This is a genomic window from Stenotrophomonas sp. GD03654, from assembly GCF_029845105.1.
In the GTDB taxonomy this organism is placed as follows: Bacteria; Pseudomonadota; Gammaproteobacteria; order Xanthomonadales; family Xanthomonadaceae; genus Stenotrophomonas; species Stenotrophomonas africana.
Genome location: NZ_JAOCLC010000001.1, coordinates 42,365 through 65,271, shown reverse-complemented (window position 1 = coordinate 65,271; position 22,907 = coordinate 42,365). Strand labels below are relative to the sequence as shown.

Below are 22,907 nucleotides of genomic sequence, written 5' to 3'. Positions count from 1 at the left end.
CCACTCATATGGACGAGGTGCTTATGGAACTAGCGAGTCCAGGGCATCCATTCTCGGAGTCCTCCGGACTGGCTCTGTCTGATGCCGGTGGCAAGAAGCGCTCTCATTGCCTCACAGCAACCTACATATGTGATCCAGAGGGAGAGTCTGGAGAGCACTCCGGTATCGAACTGGTGATGGAGTACGTTGGCAGACCATTCATGTCGATCCCAACTCCATAGTTTGGAGCATGTTTTAGCATGCATCGATCATCTGTGTCCGAATTACCTCCGCTAGCCCCTTGAGGCCGGGCAGGGATTGGCGACGAGTGGGGTAGTACAGCATGAATGGTGCGCCCATTGATGCCCAGTCTGGCATCACAACTTCAAGTGCGCCGGACGAGATTTCGTCCTGCACTCTGAGTTCCAGACAGTATGCCAACCCCAATCCCTGCAACGTTGCAGCGAGCAGAGAGTCGGTGCTGCTCACCCTCAGCATTCCGCTGGGAATTACCTTGACCATACGATCACCGTCGCCAAGTTCCCAGCGATAGATTGAGCCGTCGCCGATTCTGTTCTCAATACAAACATGCCGCCGCAGATCGCTTGGATTCTCAGGTCTCCCAGCATGTTGCAGATAGCTGGGCGCTGCCACGACCACCCACTTAAGCGGATGTGTAAGCTCCAGACCAACCATCCCCTCTGGCACTCGGTCACCGTATCGAATGCCGCCGTCAAAGCCTTCCGCTACTAAGTCCACCAGGCGTTCTTCTATCACTAGATCAAGATGGACGTTAGGCCAGCGTTGCTGAAAGCTCCACAGCACTGGCCAGAGTAGGAGGCGCGCCGCATCGTGTGATAGCGAGATCTTGAGCATCTGGATCTCTGACTGCTTCCGAGCCCGAATCGCGGCTAGACCCTCTCCAATTGTATCTAGGCCAGTGGCTGCATAGCGTTCCAGTTCGCGTCCTTCAACGGTGATCGAAAGCGCACGGGTCGTACGATTAACGAGACGCACACCCAGTCGATCTTCCAGCCGCTTTAAGGCGTGACTTAGAGCTGAGGCAGATAAGCCAAGTTCGAGGGCGGCGGCGCGCATTGATCCATGCCGAGCGATCTCGATGAACGCAGCTAGATCTGAAATGCTTATTCTCTCTAGATCACCTTTCAAGACACTTCACCCGGGTATCGATTACTAAACGTGCCAATGATCCGCCGCACAAAGCATGATTTATGGATCGAACGCAGTGCAGATGCTTCCCCATTATCGCCGAGGATGGCATGGCAAGAAGCTGCGCCGTCGACGCTTTCGATCATTTCTGAATTGAAAGAACTTCAGCAATAAAATTGCTACTTGCGCATGTTCGCCGCAGTAAAGTTGCGTCTCCTCCACGGTCGCTGTACTCAAATTTGCTTGGGCCAGAGTGACCAATCAACTGGGATGAACATGTCAAATTCGAATAGTGATTTGCCTGAGCACGACGATGAAGCCACGCCGGTCATCGGCCGCAGACAGTTTATTGCGGGAAGCAGTGTGGCCATCGCCAGCGGAATTGCTGCTTCCTCGGCATTCGGTGCTGTGCCCGCTGCGGTACTCTCGGAGGCGCAGGGTCAGGGCCGCCCGCGAGCCGGCCTGATCGACCCTCGGCAGGCATATCCTCGGCCACCCTACCCGCGCCAAGAACAGCCTTGGCCGGGGCTTGCGTCGAAGATGCGTCCGCTGCCGGACCACGGTGAGAAAACCTATCGAGGCAATCGGCGCCTTGAAGGCCGCAAGGCACTGATTACGGGAGGAGACTCAGGAATCGGTCGGGCCGCTGCCATTGCATACGCCCGCGAGGGTGCCGATGTGGCCATCAACTATTTGCCTGAAGAAGAGGAAGATGCGCGTGAAGTTATTGCGCTGATACGCGCAACCGGCCGTCAGGCATACGCTTTACCTGGTGATATTCGCAGCAAAGACTTTTGCCTGGATCTTGTGCGCAAGGCGGCATCGGCGTTGGGCTCGATCGACACCTTGGTGCTGAACGCGGCGTATCAGCAGCAGGAGCCGGACATTCTAAAGATTACCGACGAACACCTCGAGAACACCTTCCTTACCAACATCAATGCAATGGTATGGATGACCCAAGAGGCACTGCGTGTGTCTCTTCCGCCTGGAAGCGTCATCATCGTTACTACGTCTGAGCAGGGCTACGATCCGTCCCCCTACCTGGTCGACTATGCGATGACGAAGAGTGCGCAGGTTAGCTACGTTCGCTCGATGGCTAAGCAGCTTGGCCCTAAGGGGATTCGGGTAAACGGAGTTGCTCCAGGTCCTATCTGGACTCCGTTGCAGATCAGTGGCGGGACTGCATCCGAGAAGATTCCGAACTTCGGGGGGGACAAGCCGCTAGGACGCGCAGGTCAGCCTGCTGAGCTGGGTTCAATCTTCGTCCAACTTGCGGCAAGCGACGCCAGTTATGCGAACGGCCAGGTGTATGGGGCCGAAGGTGGCGCTGCACGCCCCTAACTTGCGTCACAGACGACCCCAACTCCTTTCATGACTCAACTACACCTGGTCGCCAACGAACGTAGGAGATAGACCTTGACAGAAGCAAGTTACAGCCTTAGAAACCGCTGCGTTGCCATTACTGGCGCCGGTTCGGGGATCGGACTGGCAACGGCGGAGATGATCTTACGCAGTGGTGGAAGCGTTCTTGGAGGATCCAGGCGTTTAGGTGACTTCAAGCGGCTACAGGATGAGTTCGGCGCTGATCGCGCCTACTGGATGCGTCTGGATGTGCGCGATCCGGATAGCGTGGGTGCCTTCGCATCTTGCGGCATTGATCACTTTGGAAGCGTACATTCGGTAGTGGCCAACGCCGGGGTTGGCTACTACGGCGGAGTCGCTGACGCAAGCGATGATCAAGTCATCGAAATGTGTGAAATCAACTATCTCGGAACGGTCCTCACGGTACGTGCTTTCCTCCCTCATCTTCGTAGCGTTGGTGGCGGGGATATTTTGATCGTATCGAGCGTCGCAGCTCATCGCAGTGGGGCGGACGAAGCCGTCTACGCAGGTACCAAGGCCGCCCAGCTCATTTTTGCGGGCGGCTTGGACCGAGAAGTAAGGAAAGATGGGATTCGCGTGAGTGCCATCTGCCCCGCAGGTACTCATACATCTTTTGCCGTGGGTCACGGTCGCACGGCCGACGATCCCCGTTTGAGCGAATTCATGGCCGCGCAGGATGTAGCCTCGCAGATTGTCTATTGCTTGCAGCAACCGCGGACCTTGCGGACCGGCGTATGGACGACTTGGAGCATGAGCCAGTCCAGCTGAGGTGCTGCCCAGACAGCATCGGTCGGCCACAGTTTGATACCTGACCTCAAGACGCAAGCCAGCCCTCGACCCGATATGGGCGTTTTCCGGAATCAAGCGAGGCAGCCATTCCCCAGCAATAATGCCCGTTACCGGATTACCCCGAGATGTCGCACACATACCTGAAGTCACGACTTGCTCTTCCCACGCTGACAGTTGCTATTGGTCTGGCCCTTTCTTCGCATGCCAGCGCTGAAGCTTTGACGCATGCCTCCTCCGTCAAGCAGTTGGACACCTTGGTCGTTACCGCCACCGGTGCCCAGCAGTGGATCAGGGATGCGCCAGCCAGCATTAGCGTTATCAGCCGCGAGGAGATCGAGCGTAAGCCGGTCACCAGCATCGGCCAGCTGCTGAGTACCGTCCCTGGAGTGACCGGTGGCTATGCACTGTCCGGAGCGCAGTCGAAGATCCGCCTGCGTGGACTGCCCGAGCAGTACACGCTGATCCTGATCGACGGCCGCCGCCAGGGCAACTCCTCCGGCGTGAACTACCGCGACGACCTGGGTCCGCAGGATCTGAACTGGCTGTCGCCGGACATGATCGAACGAATAGAAGTGGTGCGCGGCCCGATGTCGTCGCTATACGGTTCGGATGCGATGGGCGGCGTGATCAACATCATTACCCGCAAGATTTCCGACCACTGGGGCGGCTCGGTCACCTTGAACCACAGCGTGCCCGATTCATCCACCCGCGGTGATACCACGCAGATGGGTGCCCTTTTCAGCGGCCCACTGACCGACAACCTGGGGATCCGCATCGGGGCCAACGTGACCGACCGCAAGTCCGATCGCCTTGAGGGCCAGACTCCGGGCAGCAAGGCGGAGAATGCCAACCTGCAGTTCCACTGGCGCCTCAACGATGACCACGCACTGACCATAGAAGGGTCGCGCGGCGTGCAGCGCAACACCGGCAGCGGTGATGTATATGCCTGGGGTCTGTCCAAGCTGGTACAGACCGGTTACGTGCTGGGCCATGATGGCCGTTACGGCGACTCCACCACCTCCAAGACCACCCTTGTGCGGAACGACTACCAAGACAAGGGCAGTGCGGTGGGCAACCATTCGAAGGAAACGGTGTTCGATACTGCCTTCACCACCGCTTTCCATTGGGGCTTCGAGCACAGCCTGAACGTGGGTGGTCAGTGGAAGCGCGAGCAGCTGGAAAACAGCGACACCATCGGTACCGTACCTGTGACTTGGACCGGCAGCAGCCGCATCAGCCCGACCAGTGAAGCGGACTCATGGGCCTTGTTCGCCGAAGACCACATCACCCTGCACGAGCGCTTCGTGCTGACTCTGGGCGTGCGCTGGGACAACACCGACAACTACGACGACAACGTGAGCCCGCGCATCTACGGCGTGTGGCACCCGGCAGACGCATGGACAGTACGCGGCGGTGTCTCCAAAGGGTTCCGCGCGCCCAATCTTAAGCAGGGCACCGCTGGTGCGGCCACCCAGTCTCTGGGACGCGGCTGCGGCAGCCTGACCCCGGAAGGCTGGAACAGCCGGCTGATCAACGCCGACGGCACGACCGGCTGCTACATGGCCGGTAACCCGAACCTGAAACCGGAAACCAGCACCAACTATGAGCTTGGCGTGGGCTTCGACCAGAACGGCTGGTCCGCATCGGCCACCTACTTCCTGACCAACTTCGACGACAAGATCGAACAGGTGCCGCTGCGCGAGATCCCAGGCCAGAACACTAGCTTCGTAAACGGCTTCTGGTGGACGGTGGCGCAGAACATCCAGAAGGCTCGCACGCGAGGCGTGGAAGCCAGTGTGACCGTGCCGCTGCACGAGCGACTGAGCTGGACCACCAACGCCACACGCATGTTGGAATCGAAGAACCGCACCACCGGCGCCAGCCTGCTAGTGGTGCCGAAGATCACCGCCAACACTTCGCTGAACTGGAGCGTGTCCGATGCATGGTCGCTTAACCTCAGCGCGCAACACATCGGGAAGCAGCTTGTGTCTTCGTCCAGACCTACCTTCGCCAAGGCATACACCACGGTGGATCTGGTCACCGCTCTCGATGTGAACGAAAACCTGACCTTGCGCGTCGGCGTACTGAACTTGGGTGATGTTTCCACGCTTGAAGAAGGCAATAATTACGACGGCGGCGCACGCACGCTCTTTGTGGGCGCGACCGCGCGCTTCTAAGGCGGGTTGATCAGGTCAGGAGATTGCGTTCGGTTCAGCACGTTCGATCACGTCGATGATTGCAAATGAACTTTGCCGCACTCGGGTTTGGAGAATGTAAGCCCGAGTGCGGCTCTAATCGCAATCCTCCGGTCAAACGCTAGCATTCGAGAGCGAGCCTGTTGGAAGAATGAGGGTCTAACCGAGGTCTATTTGTAGGACGACGCTGGCACTATTCGCTTGGCTCAAGGGTAAAGACGAATGGTCCGACTTCACCCAAGCCGGACCATTCGCCGCAATCAATTACTTCTTCTTCGCAGCCGACTGCGCCTGAGCGTCGCACCTGTCCTTCAGCGCCTTGGTCTGAGGATCGGCAAGATCCACCTTGAACTTCGTCCGGTCAGCCAGCTGTTCACACGTAGCAGGCTTTGCCTTAGGCGCCTCCTTCACTTCCGACTCGGCATGAAGCGCCGGATCATGTGCGAAGGCCGATGCGGACGCTGCAATGGAAGCGAAAAGGACGCTGATGAGGGCAAAACGATTCTTCATGTTGCTTCTCCTAGGTTGATTTCGGCGTTATGCCGGGTGTCACGGCTGGTAGAGGTCGGCTTGGTAGCCGGTAATTTGCACCTCGATGATCACGGGGGTGCTGCCGCGGTTCTGCCAGTACCACCCATGGGTACCTTCAAAGGGAGCAATGAACGTTCCCTCGGCCTGACGCTGGGCGCCTTCAACGGCGTAGCTGGTCCAGGGGCCCTTCACGTCGGGACGCTCGCCGTGCATGTCCACGGCAACATCAGACGTGGCCTTCCAGCTGAAAACCATCCCAGCGCCCTGAGCCATATGGGCCTTCACCTCCTGGCCCTTACCAGGGGCAAGCTCGATCGTCAGTGAGTCCTGCCGTAAAGGAGTGCTGGCGAGAGAGACAGCGGCGGGTTCGAAGGCCTGCTTGCCATTGCTCCCGAAGGCAACCTTGGCCTTCTCGAACAGCGCCGAGACGGCTTCGGCGCTGCCAGCAGATGCCGGAACTGGGGGAGCTACGGCCTCTACCTGGTCAGTGGAGGCTAGGGCGTCCAGACCCAGAACCTTACCTACGCCCGTAGGGTCGATTCCGTACTCCGCGGGAAGCACGGTGGTGAGCAGAATCACCCCTGCAACGGCAGCGGCCAGGGCGGTGGATTTCAGCAGCTTGCGAGTGCTGGGCAGCTGATTGGAAAGCGTGATGGACATGAGTACCTCTGTAGATTCAGGAAACGAAGTAGCCGGTGAGCTGCATGCCAACAAGCACGAAGCCGGCGCACATAAGGGCGGTGTTGATGCTGTACGCCTGTCGATGGAATGACGGCAAGCGGCGCCAGAAGCCCATCACGATCAAGATGCCTGCGAGCGCGAGCAGCTGTCCGATCTCGACCCCCACGTTGAAGGCGAGCATGTTTGGGACAAGCCCGTCAGGTGAGAGCGAGAAATCCTGCAGCTTTGTCGCTAGACCAAAGCCATGGAAGAAGCCAAAGATCAGCACGGCGGCTTTGGTGTTGGGCTGTACCCCAAACCAGCGCTTGAACGCGCCCATGTTGTCCAGCGCCTTGTAGACAACCGACAGGCCAATGATTGCGTCGACCAGGTACGCATTCACATGCAATCCGCCCAGGACACCTAGCAGCAAGGTGGTGCTGTGGCCGATCGCGAACAACGTCACGTAGATGCTGACATCACGCATCCGGTACAGGAAGAAGATCACCCCGAACAGAAACAGGAGGTGGTCGTATCCAGTCACCATGTGCTTGGCGCCGAGGTACGTGAACGCGATGAGCTGCAGGCCGGTACTGTCTTCCAGGAAGGCCTGGTCGCCTTCACTGACGCCATGCGCCCAAGCAACGCAAGGCAGAAGGATGGCTGCAAGCAGGTAGAGCCACGCTTGGGTTCGTTTGGAAATGGTCAACTGCATGTTCCTGGGAGGGGTTGAGATGGACGGGTTCACGCTGCGTCCTCCTTCCGCTCATCCCCTTCACGGTGGATGAGGCGATAGAGCGCCGGCAACACCAGCAAGGTCAGCAGCGTGGAGGAGATGATTCCGCCGATAACGACCGTCGCCAGCGGGCGCTGAACTTCCGCGCCAGCCCCAACGTTTAGGGCCATTGGCAGGAAGCCCAGGCTGGCAACCAGGGCCGTCATCAGCACGGGGCGCAGCCGGGTCAGTGCACCTTCGGTTACCGCTTGGTGCAGGGGAGTGCCCTGTTCCCTAAGGCTCTTGATGAAGCTGATCATGACCAGGCCGTTGAGCACGGCGACGCCCGACAGCGCGATGAACCCCACGCCTGCAGAAATGGACAGGGGTATGTCACGCATCCACAGAGCCACCACGCCACCGGTCAACGCAAGTGGAACGCCGCTGAACACGATGGCAGCATCCTTGCCCGAGCCGAACGCCATGAAGAGCAAGCCGAAGATCATCACCAGGACGACCGGCACGACCACGGACAGCCGCTTGCTGGCAGAGATGAGCTGCTCGAAGGTACCGCCATACTCAATCCAGTAGCCTTCCGGCAACTGCACCTCCTGACCAACCTTCTCTCGCAGCTCCTCTACGAACGAACCAAGGTCGCGACCACGTACGTTGCTGGTGATGACGACGCGACGCTTGCCGTTCTCGCGACTGACCTGGTTTGGGCCTGGCGCAACTTCAACTTTAGCCAGCTGCCCCAGCGGAACGAACGCTCTCTGTTCGCCGGAACTGGCCCCGACGGCGACGGCTACCGGTAGCGATGCGAGCGTCCGGGTGTCCTGACGCAGGTTCTCGGGCAGACGAACGACGATGTCGAAGCGACGATCACCCTCAAAGACCTGACCGACCGCCTCACCGCCCAGCGCAACAGAGATGGTCTTCTGGACCTCGTCGATCGAAACGCCATAGCGGGCCAAAGCACCCAGGTCAGGCGTGATGGTCATAAGAGGCAGACCACTGATCTGCTCTAACTTCACGTCTGCGGCGCCTGGGATGGAACCTGCGGCGTCCTCGATCTGGCTGCCGATCTGCGCCAGCTGATCCAGGTCGTCACCGTACAACTTCACCGCCACCTCGGCGCGTACACCGGCAATCAGCTCGTTCATGCGCATCTGCACGGGCTGGGTGAACTCGTAGTTGTTGCCGGGAATTGCTCGGACAGCCTTCTCCAGCTCAGCAATGAGCTGCGCCTTTGGCTTGCGGGGATCAGGCCATTGGTCGCGATCCTTGAGCATGATGAAGGTGTCTGCGACCGACGGTGGCATGGGGTCGGTCGCTACCTCTGCTGTGCCGATCTTTGCGACAACCTCATCCACCTCGGGGAACTTCTTGATGGTCGCTTCAAGCTGGCGCTGCATGCCGATGGCTTGCGTCAGACTAGTGCCGGGAATGCGCAGCGCGTGAAGCGCAATATCACCTTCGTCCAGATTCGGAATGAACTCAGTGCCCATGCGACTGGCCAGAAGACCCGCCAGTACGGTGAGGACGGCTGCACCACCCACAACCAGTTTGCGAGCACTGACTGCCCGCTCCAGCATCGGGCCATACAGCTTGGTTACGCCCCGCATAGCCTTGGTTTCCTTCTCCGAGACCTTGCCCGTGACAAACTGAGCAACCGCAGCGGGAACGAACGTGAGGGACAATGCCATCGCACCAGTCAGCGCGATAACGACGGTCAGGGCCATCGGGTGGAACATCTTTCCTTCCACGCCGGAGAGCGCAAAGATCGGGATGTAGACGGCGGCAATGATGAACAAGCCGAACAAGCTGGGCTTGATCACCTCGGCACTGGCGCTGGCGGCCAAAGCAAAGCGCTCATCCCGGGTCAACAGACGCCCCAGGGCGTGCTGACGCTCGCCGAAGCGGCGCAGACAGTTCTCAACAATGATGACCGCGCCGTCGACGATCAGACCGAAGTCCAGCGCACCCAAGCTCATCAGATTTGCTGAGACACGGTTCTGGACCATGCCGGAGATGGTCAGCAGCATGGTCAAAGGAATGACCGCGGCCGTGATCAGTGCGGCGCGAAGATTTCCGAGCAGAAGGAACAGCACCGCAATGACCAGCAGGGCACCTTCCAGTAGGTTCTTCTTGACGGTTTCAATGGTGCGGTCGACCAGCTCCGTACGGTCATAGACCGCATGCGCGCGGACACCTTCTGGAAGCGTCTCGTCGATCTCCTTCAGCTTGGCAGCGGTTCGCTGAGCGACTTCGCGGCTGTTCTCACCAATGAGCATGAATGCAGTACCAAGTACCACTTCCTTGCCATCTTTGGTCGCTGCACCCGTTCGCAGTTCGGTGCCCTCGTGAACGTCTGCGAGGTCACCGACGCGAAGCGGCAGCCCCTCGCGATTGGCGACCACGATCTTGCGCAGGCCGTCCATGTCCGCCACTTGGCCAGGAACGCGCACAAGGTACTGTTCACCACTCTTTTCAATGTAGCCGGCACCCACGTTCGCATTGCTGCGCGCCACGGCCTCCATCACATCCTGCATGGTCAGCTCGTACGCCTGAAGCTTGCGCGGGTCAGGCGTGATGTGGAACTGCCGCACATAGCCACCGACGGTGTTGACCTCTGTAACACCTTTCAGATGTCGCATCTGGGGGCGTACCACCCAATCCTGGAGGGTACGAAGCGCCATCGGCGTCCAGGTCTCTTCAGCACCCTTCTCGGCTTCCACGGTGTACATGAAGATCTCACCGAGACCGGTGGCGACCGGGCCCAGCGTTGGCTTCAGCCCAGTTGGGAGCTGGGATGCGGCTTGCTGCAAGCGCTCGGCCACCTGCTGCCGCGCGAAGTAGATGTCGGTACCGTCTTCGAATACAACGGTGACCTGGGAGAGACCATAACGCGAGATGGACCGCGTGTACTCCAGCTTGGCTAAGCCGGCCAAGGCTGTCTCGACGGGGAACGTTACCCGCTGCTCTGCCTCCAGTGGAGAGTAGCCCGGTGCTTCGGTGTTGATCTGGACCTGGACATTGGTGATGTCAGGGACGGCGTCGATTGGCAGCTTGCTGTAGTTCCAGATGCCCAAGCCTGACAGCGCCAGGACCAGAAGCAGCACAAGCCATCTATGCGCGATGGACGCGCGAATGATTCGCTCTAGCATGATGGATCCTTAGTGGTCGTGGCTGGCGCCAGACTTCTCGATGTCTGCACGGATCAGATAGCTCTGCTCGGCGACGTACCGCGTTCCGGGCTTCAGTCCGCCAAGAACCTCTGCCCACTCGCCATCACGCTTTCCAAGCTCAAGCATGCGCACCTCATAGGTATCGCCCACCTGCGCAAATACGACGGTAAAGTCGCGAAATCGCTGGAGCCCTGACTCTTTGACGGCCAGTGGAACAGGTGTCTCGGCAATGATGACCTCGGCCGAGACAGCCATTCCTGGACGCCACTTGCCGTCACCATTGGGGATACTCACGCGCGCAACCACGCTTTGGCCGCTGCTTGCCAGCGGAAGCAGGCTTTGGAGCCTACCTTCAGTCTCCAAGGCACCCGTGGCGGAACGGATCCGCACTGCTTGACCTGGAGCGAGACGCTCGGCGTCAGTGCCCAGAGCTCGTAGATCGACCCAGACCTCTGACAGATCGGCAACGTCGAACAGTGTGTTGTCGGCGGCCACATCACCAACACTGGTGTTGCGCGCAAGAACGATGCCGCTGAAGGGAGCAATCACCGCGTAGGTGCGCATGCTGTCATTGCCTTCAACCGTCGCCAGCGTCTGCCCTGCGGAAACGCGTTGGCCCATCTCGACCGACACGCTGCGGACAATACCTGGGAATCGTGCTTTGACGGCGGCCTGGCGGCCAGTGTTGACCGCGATGTTCCCCATCAGCGTGACCGTATCGCGGATAGTGCCAGCGGTAGCCTCTTCCACCACCACACCCGCATCCTTGGCAGCGCTTGGCTCGATGGTGGTACGGCCCTCATAGGACTGATAGGACCAGGTGTGTGTCTTTCCTCCTACCACTGCGTCTGCCTTCACGTCGAAAGAATGAGGTTCCACGACCTCGCCGTTCCCCACGAGATAGTCGTTTTCGGCGGTGAAAGTGAAATCATTGACCTCACCGTCGAGGCGCTTCAACTGCATTGTTGCCTTCACCTCATTCGGTGAGATCGGCTTGTCATTTCGATAGGCGTAGAGGCGGAACTGAGGAGGCGTGTTGGTTTCATAGACGGTGACTTCAAGTGCGAAATCACCATCGCGGAGCATGCGACCGCGGTTGGGGCCGCGCTCGTAGTCGCCGGCCGCGGCGGTGGACTCTGCGGCTTCTTTCTCAACCGGCTTTTCACCGCCACAGGCGGCCAGTGCCAGCGGAAGCAACATAAGAAGGGCGTAACGATTCATGGGCGGATATCCTGGGCGGAGGCGGTGAGGCGATCTGCCTCGACCAGCAATCGGAGATAGAGTGCGGCGGACTCGACTTCGCGCTCACGAAGGTCGAACAGCGTCTTCTGCGCCTGGCTCAATGCGAGATAGGAGAATCGACCCTCCTCGAAGCCACGACGGCTCTGATTCATCGCCTGCTCCGCCTTGGGGAGCTGCCGCTCACGAACGGAGGTGACCTCCAACTGCGCTTGGCGCAGCTGTTGATAGACTCCGAACAGCTCCTGGTTGAGCTCCAACATTTGTGCTTCACGGCGTGACTTGAGCGCACTCAGTTCGTAGTCGACTTCGGATACCGAGTAGGCTGATCGACGCCGGGTTCCCAAGGGAACCGAGATCGACATGACCAAGCCACTGTCCTTCGTTGCTTCAAGACGGCGAAGTCCAAATCCAACACTCACGTCAGGCTTCGCGCTGGAAACGGCGACATCGCGGCGCGCGGCAAGAATTCTGGACTGGGCATCGAAGGCACGTTGCTGTGGCGCGTTCTGAAGGCGTTCGGACAGCGTCTGGTAGTCATCCAGCGGGGGGAGGATGTTTGTATCGCCGGCGACGGTGTCGAAGTCAGCGGTGAAAGAGCCCCAGGAAGACGCAAGCGCCATGCGCGATGCCTCCAACCGCTGGACTGCTTGATCACGCTTGAGCTCTGCATCGGCCAGGGCGATTTCAGCGGCCCTCAGGTCTGAGTCCGGGTTCCGTGCCGCAGAGACCCAGCGGGCCACCTCTCGCTGGAGCGCGCGGGCCATACGAATCCGCTCTTCCGCATGCTCGACATGCTCCTGCGCCGCAAGCACGTCGATGAATCGACCAGCGGTGCGTGTGGCGATGGCCACCCGGGTCACATCAGCCTCTCGCTGGGCTGCATCGACCTCCGCGCCGCCAAGCGCTTGGCGGGCCGCCCGCTTGCCACCCAGTTCCAGAATCTTGGATACCCGGAACGTTGCCTCGGCAGCGTCCATACCTCGCACGCTGCCACTACCGGCCACGTTCTCCAGTTCTCCGCCGAGCACCAACGGGGCTGCTAAGCCCTCTCGCGCCGCACGGTTCTTTGTCGCCTCTATTTGTGCGGCATCTGCCTGCACGCTTGGGTGAGTGCCAAGGGCGCGGGCAACCGCATCCTCCAGGCGCAGCACTTCGGCGGCGTGGCCAGGAAGGGCCACACCGCAGGCGCCGGCAACAGCCAGCGCCCACACACTACGGAATTTCACGGAAGCCTCCGGAAAGAAAGTCAGAACGACGCGCCGCGTCCCGCTACACGGGAGGCGCGCTCAGGCTGCTAGAGCGCAGCTAGGGTCGTCAGACGATCGGAGGTCGGAAGGGTGACGCCGGGTGCCCTGCAGGCACCCTCAGAAGTCGCAGAGCATGGACTTCACCGGCCAGCGGTAGTGAAGCCAGGTAGACGTGGGGCGTGAACAAGCTTCCAGCGAAACTCGCGTCTGCCTGATGCAGTACCGCATGAGCGCCAGTGGCGTGATCCGGGTCCAGATTGTCGCCCGCACCGCCGGCATGTGAATGGCCATGATCCACCGCTGCTGCGATGTCATGTTCCAATCCGTGCAGTTCGCTGAGCTGGATCACCATCGGCCGCGCAACGACACTCAACAGCATCAGCGCAAAGAAGCTGATCCTGAGGGCAAGGCCGTGGCGGGCGGAAAGACGCATATGGGTTAGCTTAAGCGGGGCTGGCTGGGGTTGTCGAGGGGCCGAAACTGGGCGCAGCCCATCGGAAATACCCCACATAGGGCGGTGGCCGGGCCTTAAGCGCACCCGGCCACCGCTCACCGCTGCGGTTTACATCTTCTTGATCAACTCGTACTCCCCTCCGGTGCGGAGCAGAAGCGTTACGGGCTCCTCGCCCCTGTTGCGCCAGAACCATCCGTGGTTGCCATCGAAGGCAGCCAGGAGCACCCCCTGCTTGGTGGCTTCCCCTCGACCCTTCTCATAGCTGATCGCTCGACCGCCGCCGTCTCCGTGGGTGTCGAAGTTCACGACGCCGCCTTCAACAGACCACTGGTAGCTGGCGCGCTCGCCCGCCTTCATGACGAGCTTGATCTCGGTGCCCTGGCCCGGCGTCAGGACAACCTGTTCTTCGTCCCGCCATTCGGCAGCGGTGGCCGCATTACTCGCGGCAGGCTTCTGAGCAACTTCAACGGTCTTACGGTTCTGCGTGGACACCTGCGTCAGCAGGGCGGCTGCCTCGTCTTCGGCGGCCTTTGCGTCCATCGCAGCGTCAGCTGCCGCTTCCTCGGCAAGCTGTTCCTTGATCTCCCCCATTTCCTTCAGACCAAGTACCCGACCAACACCAGTGGGATCGATTCCGTACTCAGATGGCATCACCACTCCAACCAGGAGGATGATGGCGATGCCGGCGGCAATTGCGGTGGTGCGTCCCAGCTGGCGGCTGGTGGGAAGGTCGCCTTCGGCGGGCTTACTGTTGTACATGATGTAGTTCTCTTGAAAGTCAGGAAACGAAGTAGCCAGTGAGCTGCATGCCGATCAGAATGAATCCGGCGCAGAGCATGGCGGCATTGGCGGTGTAGGCGTGCTTGAAGAAGCTGGGCGTGCGGCGCCAGTAGCCCATTGCGATCAGAATCGCGCCAAGCGAGAGGATCTGGCCGATCTCCACGCCGACGTTGAACGCAAGCAGGTTGGGCAACAGACCATCGGGTGAGATGTCGTACTCGATGATCTTGGTTGACAGACCAAAGCCGTGGAACAGGCCGAAGATCAACGTCGCAACCTTTGTGTTTGGCTGGAAGCCGAACCAACGCTGGTAGGCGCCCAGATTGTCCAAGGCCTTGTAGACCACAGACAGACCAATGATTGCGTCGATCAGGTAGCTGTTGATGCCCACGTTGAACAGCACACCCAGCAGCATCGTTGTGGAGTGCCCGATCGCGAACAGCGTCACATACAGCGCGACATGCTTCATCCGGTACAGGAAGAACACCACGCCCAGGAGGAACAGGATGTGGTCATAGCCGGTGGCCATGTGTTTCGCGCCCAGATAGGCGAATGCGATCAGATTTACTCCAGATATTTCCTGGATGTAGCCCTTGTCGCCTTCGGCGATCGCGTGAGCCAACGCCCCGTCAGCTGTGAGTAGCAGCATGAACAGGGAAAGCAGTGCGAGTAGAGTTCGCGGCCAGTGCGACAGTAGTGGGGGTTGGAGAAGGACGCGCGAGAGCGTCCCGGATTCAGAACTGGGGATCATGATGAGGATCTACGAATGCGGTCAGCGGACCTCCGCCAAAGCTATCCGCTACGACACTGGGAACCGGCGCAACGTGCTACGAGTGCGCAGAAGGCGCGCACGGCACGTCACACGGATCACTGCGCGTAAGCGGGGTCCGGGCGGGGAACGAATGAATAATTTCTTGCAGCGACGAACGTCCAGTAAGGATTGACTGGACGGGCGCTGCCAAGCCTCTGCTCAGTGCGAGCACGAGGCCTGGGTCTCAGGCGATAGGAGGCCTGAACAGGGATGAGCGATGATGCTGAAGCTCTGCCGCTGGCTGGTGCCAGGGATGGATATCGCTCAGATCAACTCGAGCGGGTCCAGCAAGGCTGGCCAAGATGCCTACAGAAGCCGTCAGATCGGCCTGGTGCAACAGGCTGTGCAATCCAACCGCGTGTTCAAGATCACGGTCTGCGGCATCACTCACCCCAACATGGGGGTGACCATGTTCCACCGCAGCCTGCACGATGTGCTGCAAGCCGTGCAGCTCACCCAGATGATTCAGGACGGGTCGCACGAGCAGACTCGCCACCAGCATCATGAAGATGCAGCTGCGCAACAGCACGCTGGTTGGTAGACGAAGGGATCGCACGGGCAAAGACTAGAGGCTTGTTCTGGCAAAGTCGATATGACAACGTCGGGCGCGAGCGGTGAAAATGCCCTCTCGCGCCCCTTGTTCAAGTTTCCGTCATCCAGGCCAACGAGGGTGCACGTCGTCGATGACATACCGATGTGAATGCTTGCCGTTGGAAGAGGCGTGTTCCGCCCAGTGGGGATGGTCCGCAGCCAGATCGTCGTGACCGTGGGAAATCTCGTCCGGGTCATGGGCGGGCCAGATTCTCCAGGCGAACACGAATCCGGCGATGCCGACTACTGCCAGTGCCATGATCGCCACTGGCATTCCAAACTTCGCACCCACGGTTCCCGCCAGAGGGTAGGCAATCAGCCAACACACGTGGGAGAGAGAGAACTGCGCTGCGAACAGGAATGGCAGATCGGTGGATTCCGCTGATCGTCGCAGCAATCTGCCGCCAGGAGTCACCAGCCCCGCATAGCTCATCCCCAACAATGCCCAGCCGGCGAGCACGATGGGCCAACCTATGGAGGAGGGCGAGAGCAGCCAGGTAAGACTGAGGGTCACAAGTACAATGCACATTGCAAGGGCTGCGGAGAGCATCACACGCCTGTCAGCCACCCGATCGAGAACCTTGGGGAGGACAAGCGCCGTCAGCATCGAACCGCCACCGAAAGCTGCCAGCGCCCATGCCACCTGTGACTCTGCTCCGCCGAGAACGTTGCGCACCACGACGACAGTGTTCACGAACACCATGGCGCCGCCGGCGGCCGCACACAGATTAAGGGCAAGCAACCCTTTCAGCCTGGGCGTCTTCAGGTAGATCCGCATTCCTCGAATCGCGCGGGCGTAGGGACCGTCCTTTCTCAGGGAAGGAGCAACGAAGGGGAATGCAGTTGAGAACACCAGCATGGCGGATATCACGAAGCCTACGGACGTACCAGCGAACAGGCCGTGGAAGCTGATCAGCGTCAGCAGAGCAGCGGCCAACGCGGGACTCAGCAGGCTCTCCAGGTCATAGGCCAGGCGCGACAGGGACAGTGCTCGGGTGTAGTCGCGTTCCTCCTTCAGGATTTCCGGGATCGTCGACTGGAACAGAGGGGTGAAGCACGCCGAGGCCGACTGCAGCAAGGCAATGAGCAGGTACACCTGCCAGATCTGGTTGACGAACGGCAGACAAAGCGCCGCGCCCGCCCGCACCAGGTCGAGGGCAATAAGCACCGGTTTGCGTAGATTTGCCGGGACGATCGCTCCGGACAGAGGGGCCAACAGCACGTAGACAATCATCTTGATTGCCAGAGCCGTACCTAGCACAGCGCCCGCCTCAGCCCCCGCCAGGTCATAGGCCAAAAGAGAGAGCGCCACGGTAGCCAAGCCCGTGCCGATCAGCGCGATAACCTGCGCAGCGAACAGGTTCCTGAATGTTGGAAAGCGTAGGACCTCGATCATGGCTCACCTCTAGATGGAACAGTGGAAAGCGCCGCTGCCCTGCGGATCGTAATCCGATCCGTAGGGCAGGACGTGAAGCCGTGGAAGGGGCTTGTGCTCAATCGACTTCGGGTACCGGCAGGGGGTCTTCAATGCCCGCGGCCTTCCTGCGTGCAGTTCTTCGGAGTACCAGCCCGCACAGCGCAGGCAGCACGAACAGCGTCAGTACGGTTGCCGTGGCAAGACCCCCGATAACCACTGTAGCCAGTGGCTTCTGCACTTCGGCGCCCGTACCCGTTGCAATCGCCATCGGGACGAAGCCCAGGGAGGCAACCAGCGCGGTCATAAGAACCGGTCTGACGCGCTCCATTGCACCCAGTTCGACCGCCTCATCTGGCGGAAGCCCCTCGTGCAGGCGTTTCTTGATCGCGGAGATCAGAACCAGGCCGTTGAGCACCGCGACACCAGATACCGCGATGAAGCCCACAGCGGCTGAGATCGAGAAGGGGATTCCTCTCAACGCCAATGCGAAGAATCCACCGGCCAGAGCAAGTGGCACTGCAGTCAGTACCGTACCTGTCAGCAAACCGTTGCCAATCGCCATGTAGAGGACGGCCGCAATGAGGATGAAGCAGAGAGGCACAATGATCGCCAGTCGCTTCGTTGCTGCCTGCAGATTTTGGAACTGCCCGCCCCATTCGATCCAGGAACCGGTGGGCAACTGCACCTGCTGGCCAATAGCCGCCTTGGCGTCGTCAACGAAGCTACCCAGGTCACGCCCGACCACATTCGCTTCCACATAGATTCGACGTTTGCCATTGTCGCGGCTGACTTCGTTCAGACCCTGCGTGAAGCGGAAGCTGACCAATTCACGAAGCGGAACAGACTGACGGCCTTCCTGACTGCCTGGCGGCAGCATGACCGGAACGGCTCCCAGTACATCGAGATCGCTGCGGTCCACACGGGGCAGACGAACCACTACGTCGAAGCGCCGATCACCTTCGAAGATCTGGCCCGCCATGCGACCTGCCAGCGCAGCAGACACTGTGTCGGCCACTTCCTTGACGGTCAGTCCGTAACGGGCGATCGCGGCCCGGTCGAATGCCATGTCAAAGGTCGGGAAGCCTCCCGTTTGCGCCACACGGACATCCGATGCGCCCGGAATCTTCTTGAGGACGCTCGCAATCTTGTCAGCGCTGCCGGCAAGCGCCGTCAGGTCTTCGCCATAGATCTTGACTGCAACGTCGCTACGAACGCCGCCGATCAGCTCATTGAAGCGCATCTCGATGGGCTGGGTGGCGTCATAGTTGTTACCAACAAGAAAGGCTGTCTTCTCTCGAATCCTCTCGATCACCTGCTCTTTGGTCTTCACTCCATCCGGCCATTGGTCCTTGGGCTTGAGGATCACGTAGTTGTCGGACGCGTTGGGCGGCATGGGATCTGCGGCCAGGCTTGCGGTACCGGCCTTGGAGTACACCGTCTGTACCTCCGGCAACGTCATCAGTGCCTTCTCAAGAGGAAGGTCGATGGCGACGGACTGCTCGATCGATGTGGACGGGATGCGAACGGAGGACAGGTTGAGATTCTGCTCATCCAATGTGGGCATGAACTCCCGACCCACAAAGCCAAAGGCCACAACGCCGGCCACCAGGACGCCAAGACCACCGGCCAGGTAGGGCATGGGTTGGCGGATTGCGCTGCGAAGCATCGGCTGATAGCGGCTCTTGGTGGCAGCGACTACCCGTACTTCTTTCTCGGAAATGTGGCCCTTGAGCATGACCGCCACCATCGCCGGAACGAAAGTGAGGGAGAGCACGAATGCAGAGGCCAGCGCCAGCATCAGGGTAATTACCATCGGGGAGAACATCTTTCCCTCGACGCCCTGGAAGGTCAGGCATGGCACGAAGACCAGGAAGATGACCGCCTGCCCATACACGGTCGGGCGGACCATCTCCTTGGACGAGGCGATCGTTTCATGCAGCCGCTCCGATAGATTGAGTGGGCGCCCAAGTGCATGCTGTCGCTCTGCCAAACGGCGCAGCGCGTTCTCGACGATGATGACCGCGCCGTCGATGATCAGGCCAAAGTCGAGCGCACCCAGACTCATCAGGTTGCCAGAGATCCCGAGCTTGTTCATGCCGATCGCGGTGATCAGCAGGGACAACGGAATCACCAATGCAGCAATGACAGCAGCTCGCCAGTTTCCGAGCAATGCAAATAGGATGACCACGACTAGAAGAGCGCCTTCGGCCAGGTTCTTGGCGACGGTCTTGATCGTTGCGACAACCAGCTGGGATCGGTCCAGCGTGGGAACAATCCTCACGCCCGGCGGCATGGTCTTGCCGATCTCCTGCAGCTTGTCACCCACTGCGGCCGCCACAGTTCGGCTGTTGGCGCCAACCAGCATGAGTGCGCTGCCAACGACGGTCTCGTAGCCATTGCGGCTGGCGGCACCGCGGCGGAGCTCACCGTCAACGACCACACGTGCGACGTCTCCCACTGTTACGGGAACTCCGTTGCGATTGCCCACAACGGCACGGGCAATCTCGTCCACGGAGCGGATGCGGGCGTCTGCGCGCACCAGATAGGACTCGCCCGACCTCTGGATGTAGTCTGCTCCGACCGACAGGTTGGCATCCTGCAACGCGTCGGCTAGGTCGGTATAGGAGAACCCGTACTCTGCGAGCTTGCTCGCATTGGGCTCAACGACATACTCCTTGACGTAGCCGCCGAGGCTGTCGACGTCTGCTACGCCCGGCGTCGTGCGCAGCTGAGGCCGCACAATCCAGTCCTGGACTGTGCGCAAGTAGGCCAGACGTGCCATGTTGTCCGTCAGCCGTTCCCCCTGATCAGTCAGGAACGAACCGTCGCTTTGCCAGCCAGGCTTACCATCATTTCGCGGGGCATCTTTGCCATCTGGGTGGGTGAATTCAACGCTGTAGTGGAATACTTCGCCCAACCCGGTCGAAACCGGGCCCATCAGCGGTTCGGCACCCTCCGGCAACTGGGGCCGAGCCTGAGTCAGTCGCTCGGTGACCTGTTGGCGCATGAAGTAGAGGTCTGCGCTCTCATCGAAGATCACCGTGACCTGGCTGAAGCCGTTGCGCGAGAACGACCGGGTGTTCGCGACGCCCCGAAGTCCTGCCATCGCGGTCTCGATCGGGTAGGTAACGCGCTTCTCGACCTCCACTGGACTCAGCGTCGGGATGACGGTGTTGATCTGGACCTGCTTGTTCGTGATATCCGGAGTCACGTCGATCGGTAGCAGGTTCAGTTGCCACCCGCCGATCACCGCAATCACCAGTGTGATGAACAGAACCAGCCAGCGGTGCCGTACGGCACCCGTAAGTACTTGCTCGATCATTACTCGTCTCCGCCCGACTTTTTCATCTCGGCCTTCACCAGAAACGCATTACGGGTAGCAACCGGGGTTCCCGCAGTGACGCCAGAAAGGATCTGCGCCATACCACCGCTACGGAGGCCAATGAAGACCGGCTGTGCAGTGAACCCCTTACTGGTTCTGACGAAGAGGACGTCTTTTCCGTCGATGTTCTGGACCGCCTCTTCCGAGACAGACAGCCCCTCACCCGATCCGGAAGCGGTGACCAGCCGGACCTGCACACCGTCACCCACAACCAATCCGTTCGCCTCTGCGCTCGGGGTGATTACGACTGTGGCAGCCCTTGTCAGCCCACCTACGGCGGCAGCAACTGAACGGACCTTGCCTGAGGTGACGCTTCCGTCGGAGCGGGTAATGGACGCGCTGTCGCCGGCCTTGATCCGACCGGTGTCACCCGCACGAACGGAGGCCTGAATCTCCACGCCATTGGAACCTGTGACCCTATAGAGGGAGGCCTGCGGCTCGACGAAAGCGCCCAGAGTCACTTGCGAGCTGCTGATGGTTCCATCGATAGGGCTGATGACGTTGACGCTACCTCCTCCATCCACATTGGCGGTGCGTGCCACCAGGGCAGCGCGTTGTGCTTCTGCTTGCGCTGTGAGATAAGCGGCGCGACTCGCCTCGGCCTCTTGTCGTGCCAACACGCCCTGTGCGAGCAACGACTCATCGCGCTTGACGTTCTTTTCGGCGAGGGAGAGGCTGGCGCTGGCCACACGAAGGTCAGCCGCAATACGGGCCCCATCAGGGCTGGCTACGCGTGCCAGCACTTCGCCCTTCTTCACCTTGTCGCCCACCTGCCGGATGACATCGGTGACGTTACCGGCCGCACGTGCCACCACGACGGCCTCACCACCGGGGATTGCCACGACCGAACCCGATGCGGTGATGTTCGCCGCTACCTGAGCGGAAGTGACGGGCTCCACCGAGATCCCCGCAGCGGCAACATACTCCTTGGGAATCGCGACTTCCTGAGCCGCCTCCGCCGGCGCACTGGCGCTGGCTTCGTCTTTCGCGGGGTCGACCACCGTCTCTGAAGGGGCGGATAAGCGTGCAATGCCAAATCCTGCGCCAAGCGCCAAGGTAGCCACGCCGATCATCGTCAGGGTGTTAACAGCCGGAATACTTCTCTTCATCTACATGTCTCCAAAGGCAATCTGACCGCTGGCCACGGCGAGCGATGCGTAGGCGGCAACGCGTGCGAGTCGTGCATCCACCACGCTCAGCCTCGCGTCCGTCAGCGTGCGACGGCTAAGCAGCAGCTCAACCAGTGGGGTTCTACCGGCCTCGTATCCCAAGCGCGCCATTCGGTAGGCTTCCGTGGCTGCTTCCTCTCCCTTGGAGGCAGCGATCAGTCCTCGCTTGGCGGCGTCAACACGCGCAAGCGCAGTCGCACGGTCCGCCTGGCTCTGGAGGCGTGCGGCATCCAATCGAGCACGGGCGGCGTCGCTCCGTGCTCGAGCCGCGCTGATCCCGCCACTGTTCCGGTCAAACAATGGGATGCTCAGAGACACGCCGACGACCAATGCGTCCCCACCGGCGGCGAAGTTGCGACGGCCTGCGGTGAGGTTCAGGTCCGGTGCCCGCTTGAAGCGTTCAGTGCGCAGAACCGCATCGCTCGCGTCGACGTCTGCCTTCGCAGACAGGACAGATGCCGAATCGACGTTCGCAATTGCGGGCGCAACCCACTCGCGCACCAGGAGTGACTCGGACGTGCCTGAGTAGGGTTCCGCTCTTCCCGCCAGTACTGACAGTTGCTCGAGAGCTGCAGCCGCCTCTGCCTCTCTTGAGGCGGCAATCGCTTCTGCTGAGCTCAAGCCTGCCTGGGCTTGTGCTACGCGCAGGCTGGCCTCCTTTCCTGCGTCAACCAGCGCCTGAGCTGCCTTCAGGTCGCCTCTGGCGCGATCAACATCTTCGGCAGCAATGTCGCGCCGTATCAGCCCAGCTTCGGAAGACGCGTAGGCAACAGCCAAGGCTGCGGCGAATTCGACTTGCGCCTGGTGCTGGCGAGCTTCGGCCGCCTGCAGCCCTTTCTCTCCCGCCTGGATTCGAGCCCCACGTTGGCCAAAGATCTCGAGTGGCTGGCTGATGGTGTAGGTCGTCTGCCGCTGGCTCGCGCCATTGCTGGGGGGAGCGTTGAGATTCTCTGCGAGGGCATCAATGGTGGGGTTACGTAGCGCTCGCGCTTGGCGGGCTTCGCCCGCAGCGGCAGCTGTGTCGAACCCCTTTTCCTGAAGGAAGGGGGATTGGGCCCTGCTCTGCTCGAGCAACGCGCTGAAGTTCGGGGCGTCCGAGGCATAGGCCGCAGAGATACTGGTCAGGGCCAGCATCACCGTCAGGGCAAGCAATGATGGTTTCATGAGGATCCGGTGCAGTGGGGCCGCAATCTCGGCCGTCTTT

18 protein-coding genes are annotated in these 22,907 nt (G+C 60.4%); 4 read left to right on the top strand and 14 right to left on the bottom strand.

From position 1 onward, the window contains the following. Window positions 1-234: 234 nt before the first annotated feature. On the bottom strand, window positions 235-1,149 hold the full coding sequence (locus N5J73_RS00320; protein ID WP_032962204.1) for a LysR family transcriptional regulator: 915 nt from the start codon (window positions 1,147-1,149) through the stop codon (window positions 235-237). Between the two features lie 276 nt (window positions 1,150-1,425). Here N5J73_RS00320 and N5J73_RS00315 point away from each other — a divergent pair, with 276 nt between their 5' ends. The 3 genes from N5J73_RS00315 to N5J73_RS00305 all read left to right on the top strand — a co-directional run bounded on the left by N5J73_RS00315 (window position 1,426) and on the right by N5J73_RS00305 (window position 5,498). Beyond that, window positions 1,426-2,490, top strand: a complete 1,065-nt coding sequence (locus N5J73_RS00315) for an SDR family oxidoreductase (protein ID WP_008266446.1) — start codon at window positions 1,426-1,428, stop codon at window positions 2,488-2,490. A 75-nt stretch (window positions 2,491-2,565) separates the two neighbouring features. Continuing rightward, entirely contained in the window at window positions 2,566-3,300 is a 735-nt protein-coding gene (locus tag N5J73_RS00310; protein WP_075075813.1) for an SDR family NAD(P)-dependent oxidoreductase, read from the top strand. Window positions 3,301-3,575: 275 nt separating this feature from the next. After that, on the top strand, window positions 3,576-5,498 hold the full coding sequence (locus N5J73_RS00305) for a TonB-dependent receptor (protein WP_226053493.1): 1,923 nt from the start codon (window positions 3,576-3,578) through the stop codon (window positions 5,496-5,498). A gap of 282 nt (window positions 5,499-5,780) precedes the next feature. On the opposite strand, the gene N5J73_RS00300 is transcribed toward N5J73_RS00305, so the two are convergent. The 9 genes from N5J73_RS00300 to N5J73_RS00260 form a co-directional block, all read right to left on the bottom strand. After that, complete coding sequence (locus N5J73_RS00300; protein ID WP_008267212.1) at window positions 5,781-6,026, bottom strand: hypothetical protein; 246 nt, start codon at window positions 6,024-6,026, stop codon at window positions 5,781-5,783. Between the two features lie 39 nt (window positions 6,027-6,065). Then, window positions 6,066-6,707 (bottom strand): hypothetical protein, encoded by a 642-nt coding sequence (locus N5J73_RS00295; protein ID WP_032961297.1) that lies wholly within the window; start codon window positions 6,705-6,707, stop codon window positions 6,066-6,068. 16 nt (window positions 6,708-6,723) lie between these two features. Beyond that, window positions 6,724-7,422: a HupE/UreJ family protein gene (locus N5J73_RS00290; protein ID WP_008264906.1), complete on the bottom strand. Its 699-nt coding sequence runs from the start codon at window positions 7,420-7,422 to the stop codon at window positions 6,724-6,726. Between the two features lie 29 nt (window positions 7,423-7,451). Next, window positions 7,452-10,589, bottom strand: coding sequence for a CusA/CzcA family heavy metal efflux RND transporter (locus tag N5J73_RS00285; RefSeq protein ID WP_032961302.1), 3,138 nt, complete (start codon window positions 10,587-10,589; stop codon window positions 7,452-7,454). Window positions 10,590-10,598: 9 nt separating this feature from the next. After that, window positions 10,599-11,831: an efflux RND transporter periplasmic adaptor subunit gene (locus tag N5J73_RS00280; RefSeq protein WP_040006894.1), complete on the bottom strand. Its 1,233-nt coding sequence runs from the start codon at window positions 11,829-11,831 to the stop codon at window positions 10,599-10,601. Beyond that, complete coding sequence (locus N5J73_RS00275; RefSeq protein ID WP_075075812.1) at window positions 11,828-13,078, bottom strand: TolC family protein; 1,251 nt, start codon at window positions 13,076-13,078, stop codon at window positions 11,828-11,830. The genes N5J73_RS00280 and N5J73_RS00275 overlap by 4 nt, the downstream gene beginning before the upstream one ends. An 88-nt stretch (window positions 13,079-13,166) precedes the next feature. Beyond that, window positions 13,167-13,532 (bottom strand): hypothetical protein, encoded by a 366-nt coding sequence (locus tag N5J73_RS00270; protein ID WP_075075811.1) that lies wholly within the window; start codon window positions 13,530-13,532, stop codon window positions 13,167-13,169. 129 nt (window positions 13,533-13,661) lie between these two features. Continuing rightward, complete coding sequence (locus tag N5J73_RS00265; RefSeq protein WP_008264806.1) at window positions 13,662-14,312, bottom strand: hypothetical protein; 651 nt, start codon at window positions 14,310-14,312, stop codon at window positions 13,662-13,664. Between the two features lie 19 nt (window positions 14,313-14,331). Then, window positions 14,332-14,982 carry a HupE/UreJ family protein gene (locus N5J73_RS00260; protein WP_223224807.1) on the bottom strand — a complete coding sequence of 217 codons (651 nt, stop codon included), beginning with the start codon at window positions 14,980-14,982 and terminating at the stop codon, window positions 14,332-14,334. Window positions 14,983-15,361: 379 nt separating this feature from the next. Here N5J73_RS00260 and N5J73_RS00255 point away from each other — a divergent pair, with 379 nt between their 5' ends. Further along, window positions 15,362-15,685: a hypothetical protein gene (locus N5J73_RS00255; RefSeq protein WP_008264507.1), complete on the top strand. Its 324-nt coding sequence runs from the start codon at window positions 15,362-15,364 to the stop codon at window positions 15,683-15,685. A 111-nt stretch (window positions 15,686-15,796) separates the two neighbouring features. Here the strand turns inward: N5J73_RS00255 and N5J73_RS00250 are convergent, their stop codons facing one another. From N5J73_RS00250 to N5J73_RS00235, 4 genes are all read right to left on the bottom strand, one after another. Next, window positions 15,797-17,131, bottom strand: coding sequence for an MFS transporter (locus tag N5J73_RS00250; protein WP_008267238.1), 1,335 nt, complete (start codon window positions 17,129-17,131; stop codon window positions 15,797-15,799). Window positions 17,132-17,228: 97 nt separating this feature from the next. Then, on the bottom strand, window positions 17,229-20,474 hold the full coding sequence (locus N5J73_RS00245) for a CusA/CzcA family heavy metal efflux RND transporter (RefSeq protein ID WP_008266162.1): 3,246 nt from the start codon (window positions 20,472-20,474) through the stop codon (window positions 17,229-17,231). Further along, window positions 20,474-21,643, bottom strand: a complete 1,170-nt coding sequence (locus tag N5J73_RS00240; protein WP_032961315.1) for an efflux RND transporter periplasmic adaptor subunit — start codon at window positions 21,641-21,643, stop codon at window positions 20,474-20,476. Before N5J73_RS00240 ends, N5J73_RS00245 begins: the two co-directional genes overlap by 1 nt. Next, on the bottom strand, window positions 21,644-22,867 hold the full coding sequence (locus N5J73_RS00235; protein ID WP_008266451.1) for a TolC family protein: 1,224 nt from the start codon (window positions 22,865-22,867) through the stop codon (window positions 21,644-21,646). Between the last annotated feature and the right edge of the window lie 40 nt (window positions 22,868-22,907).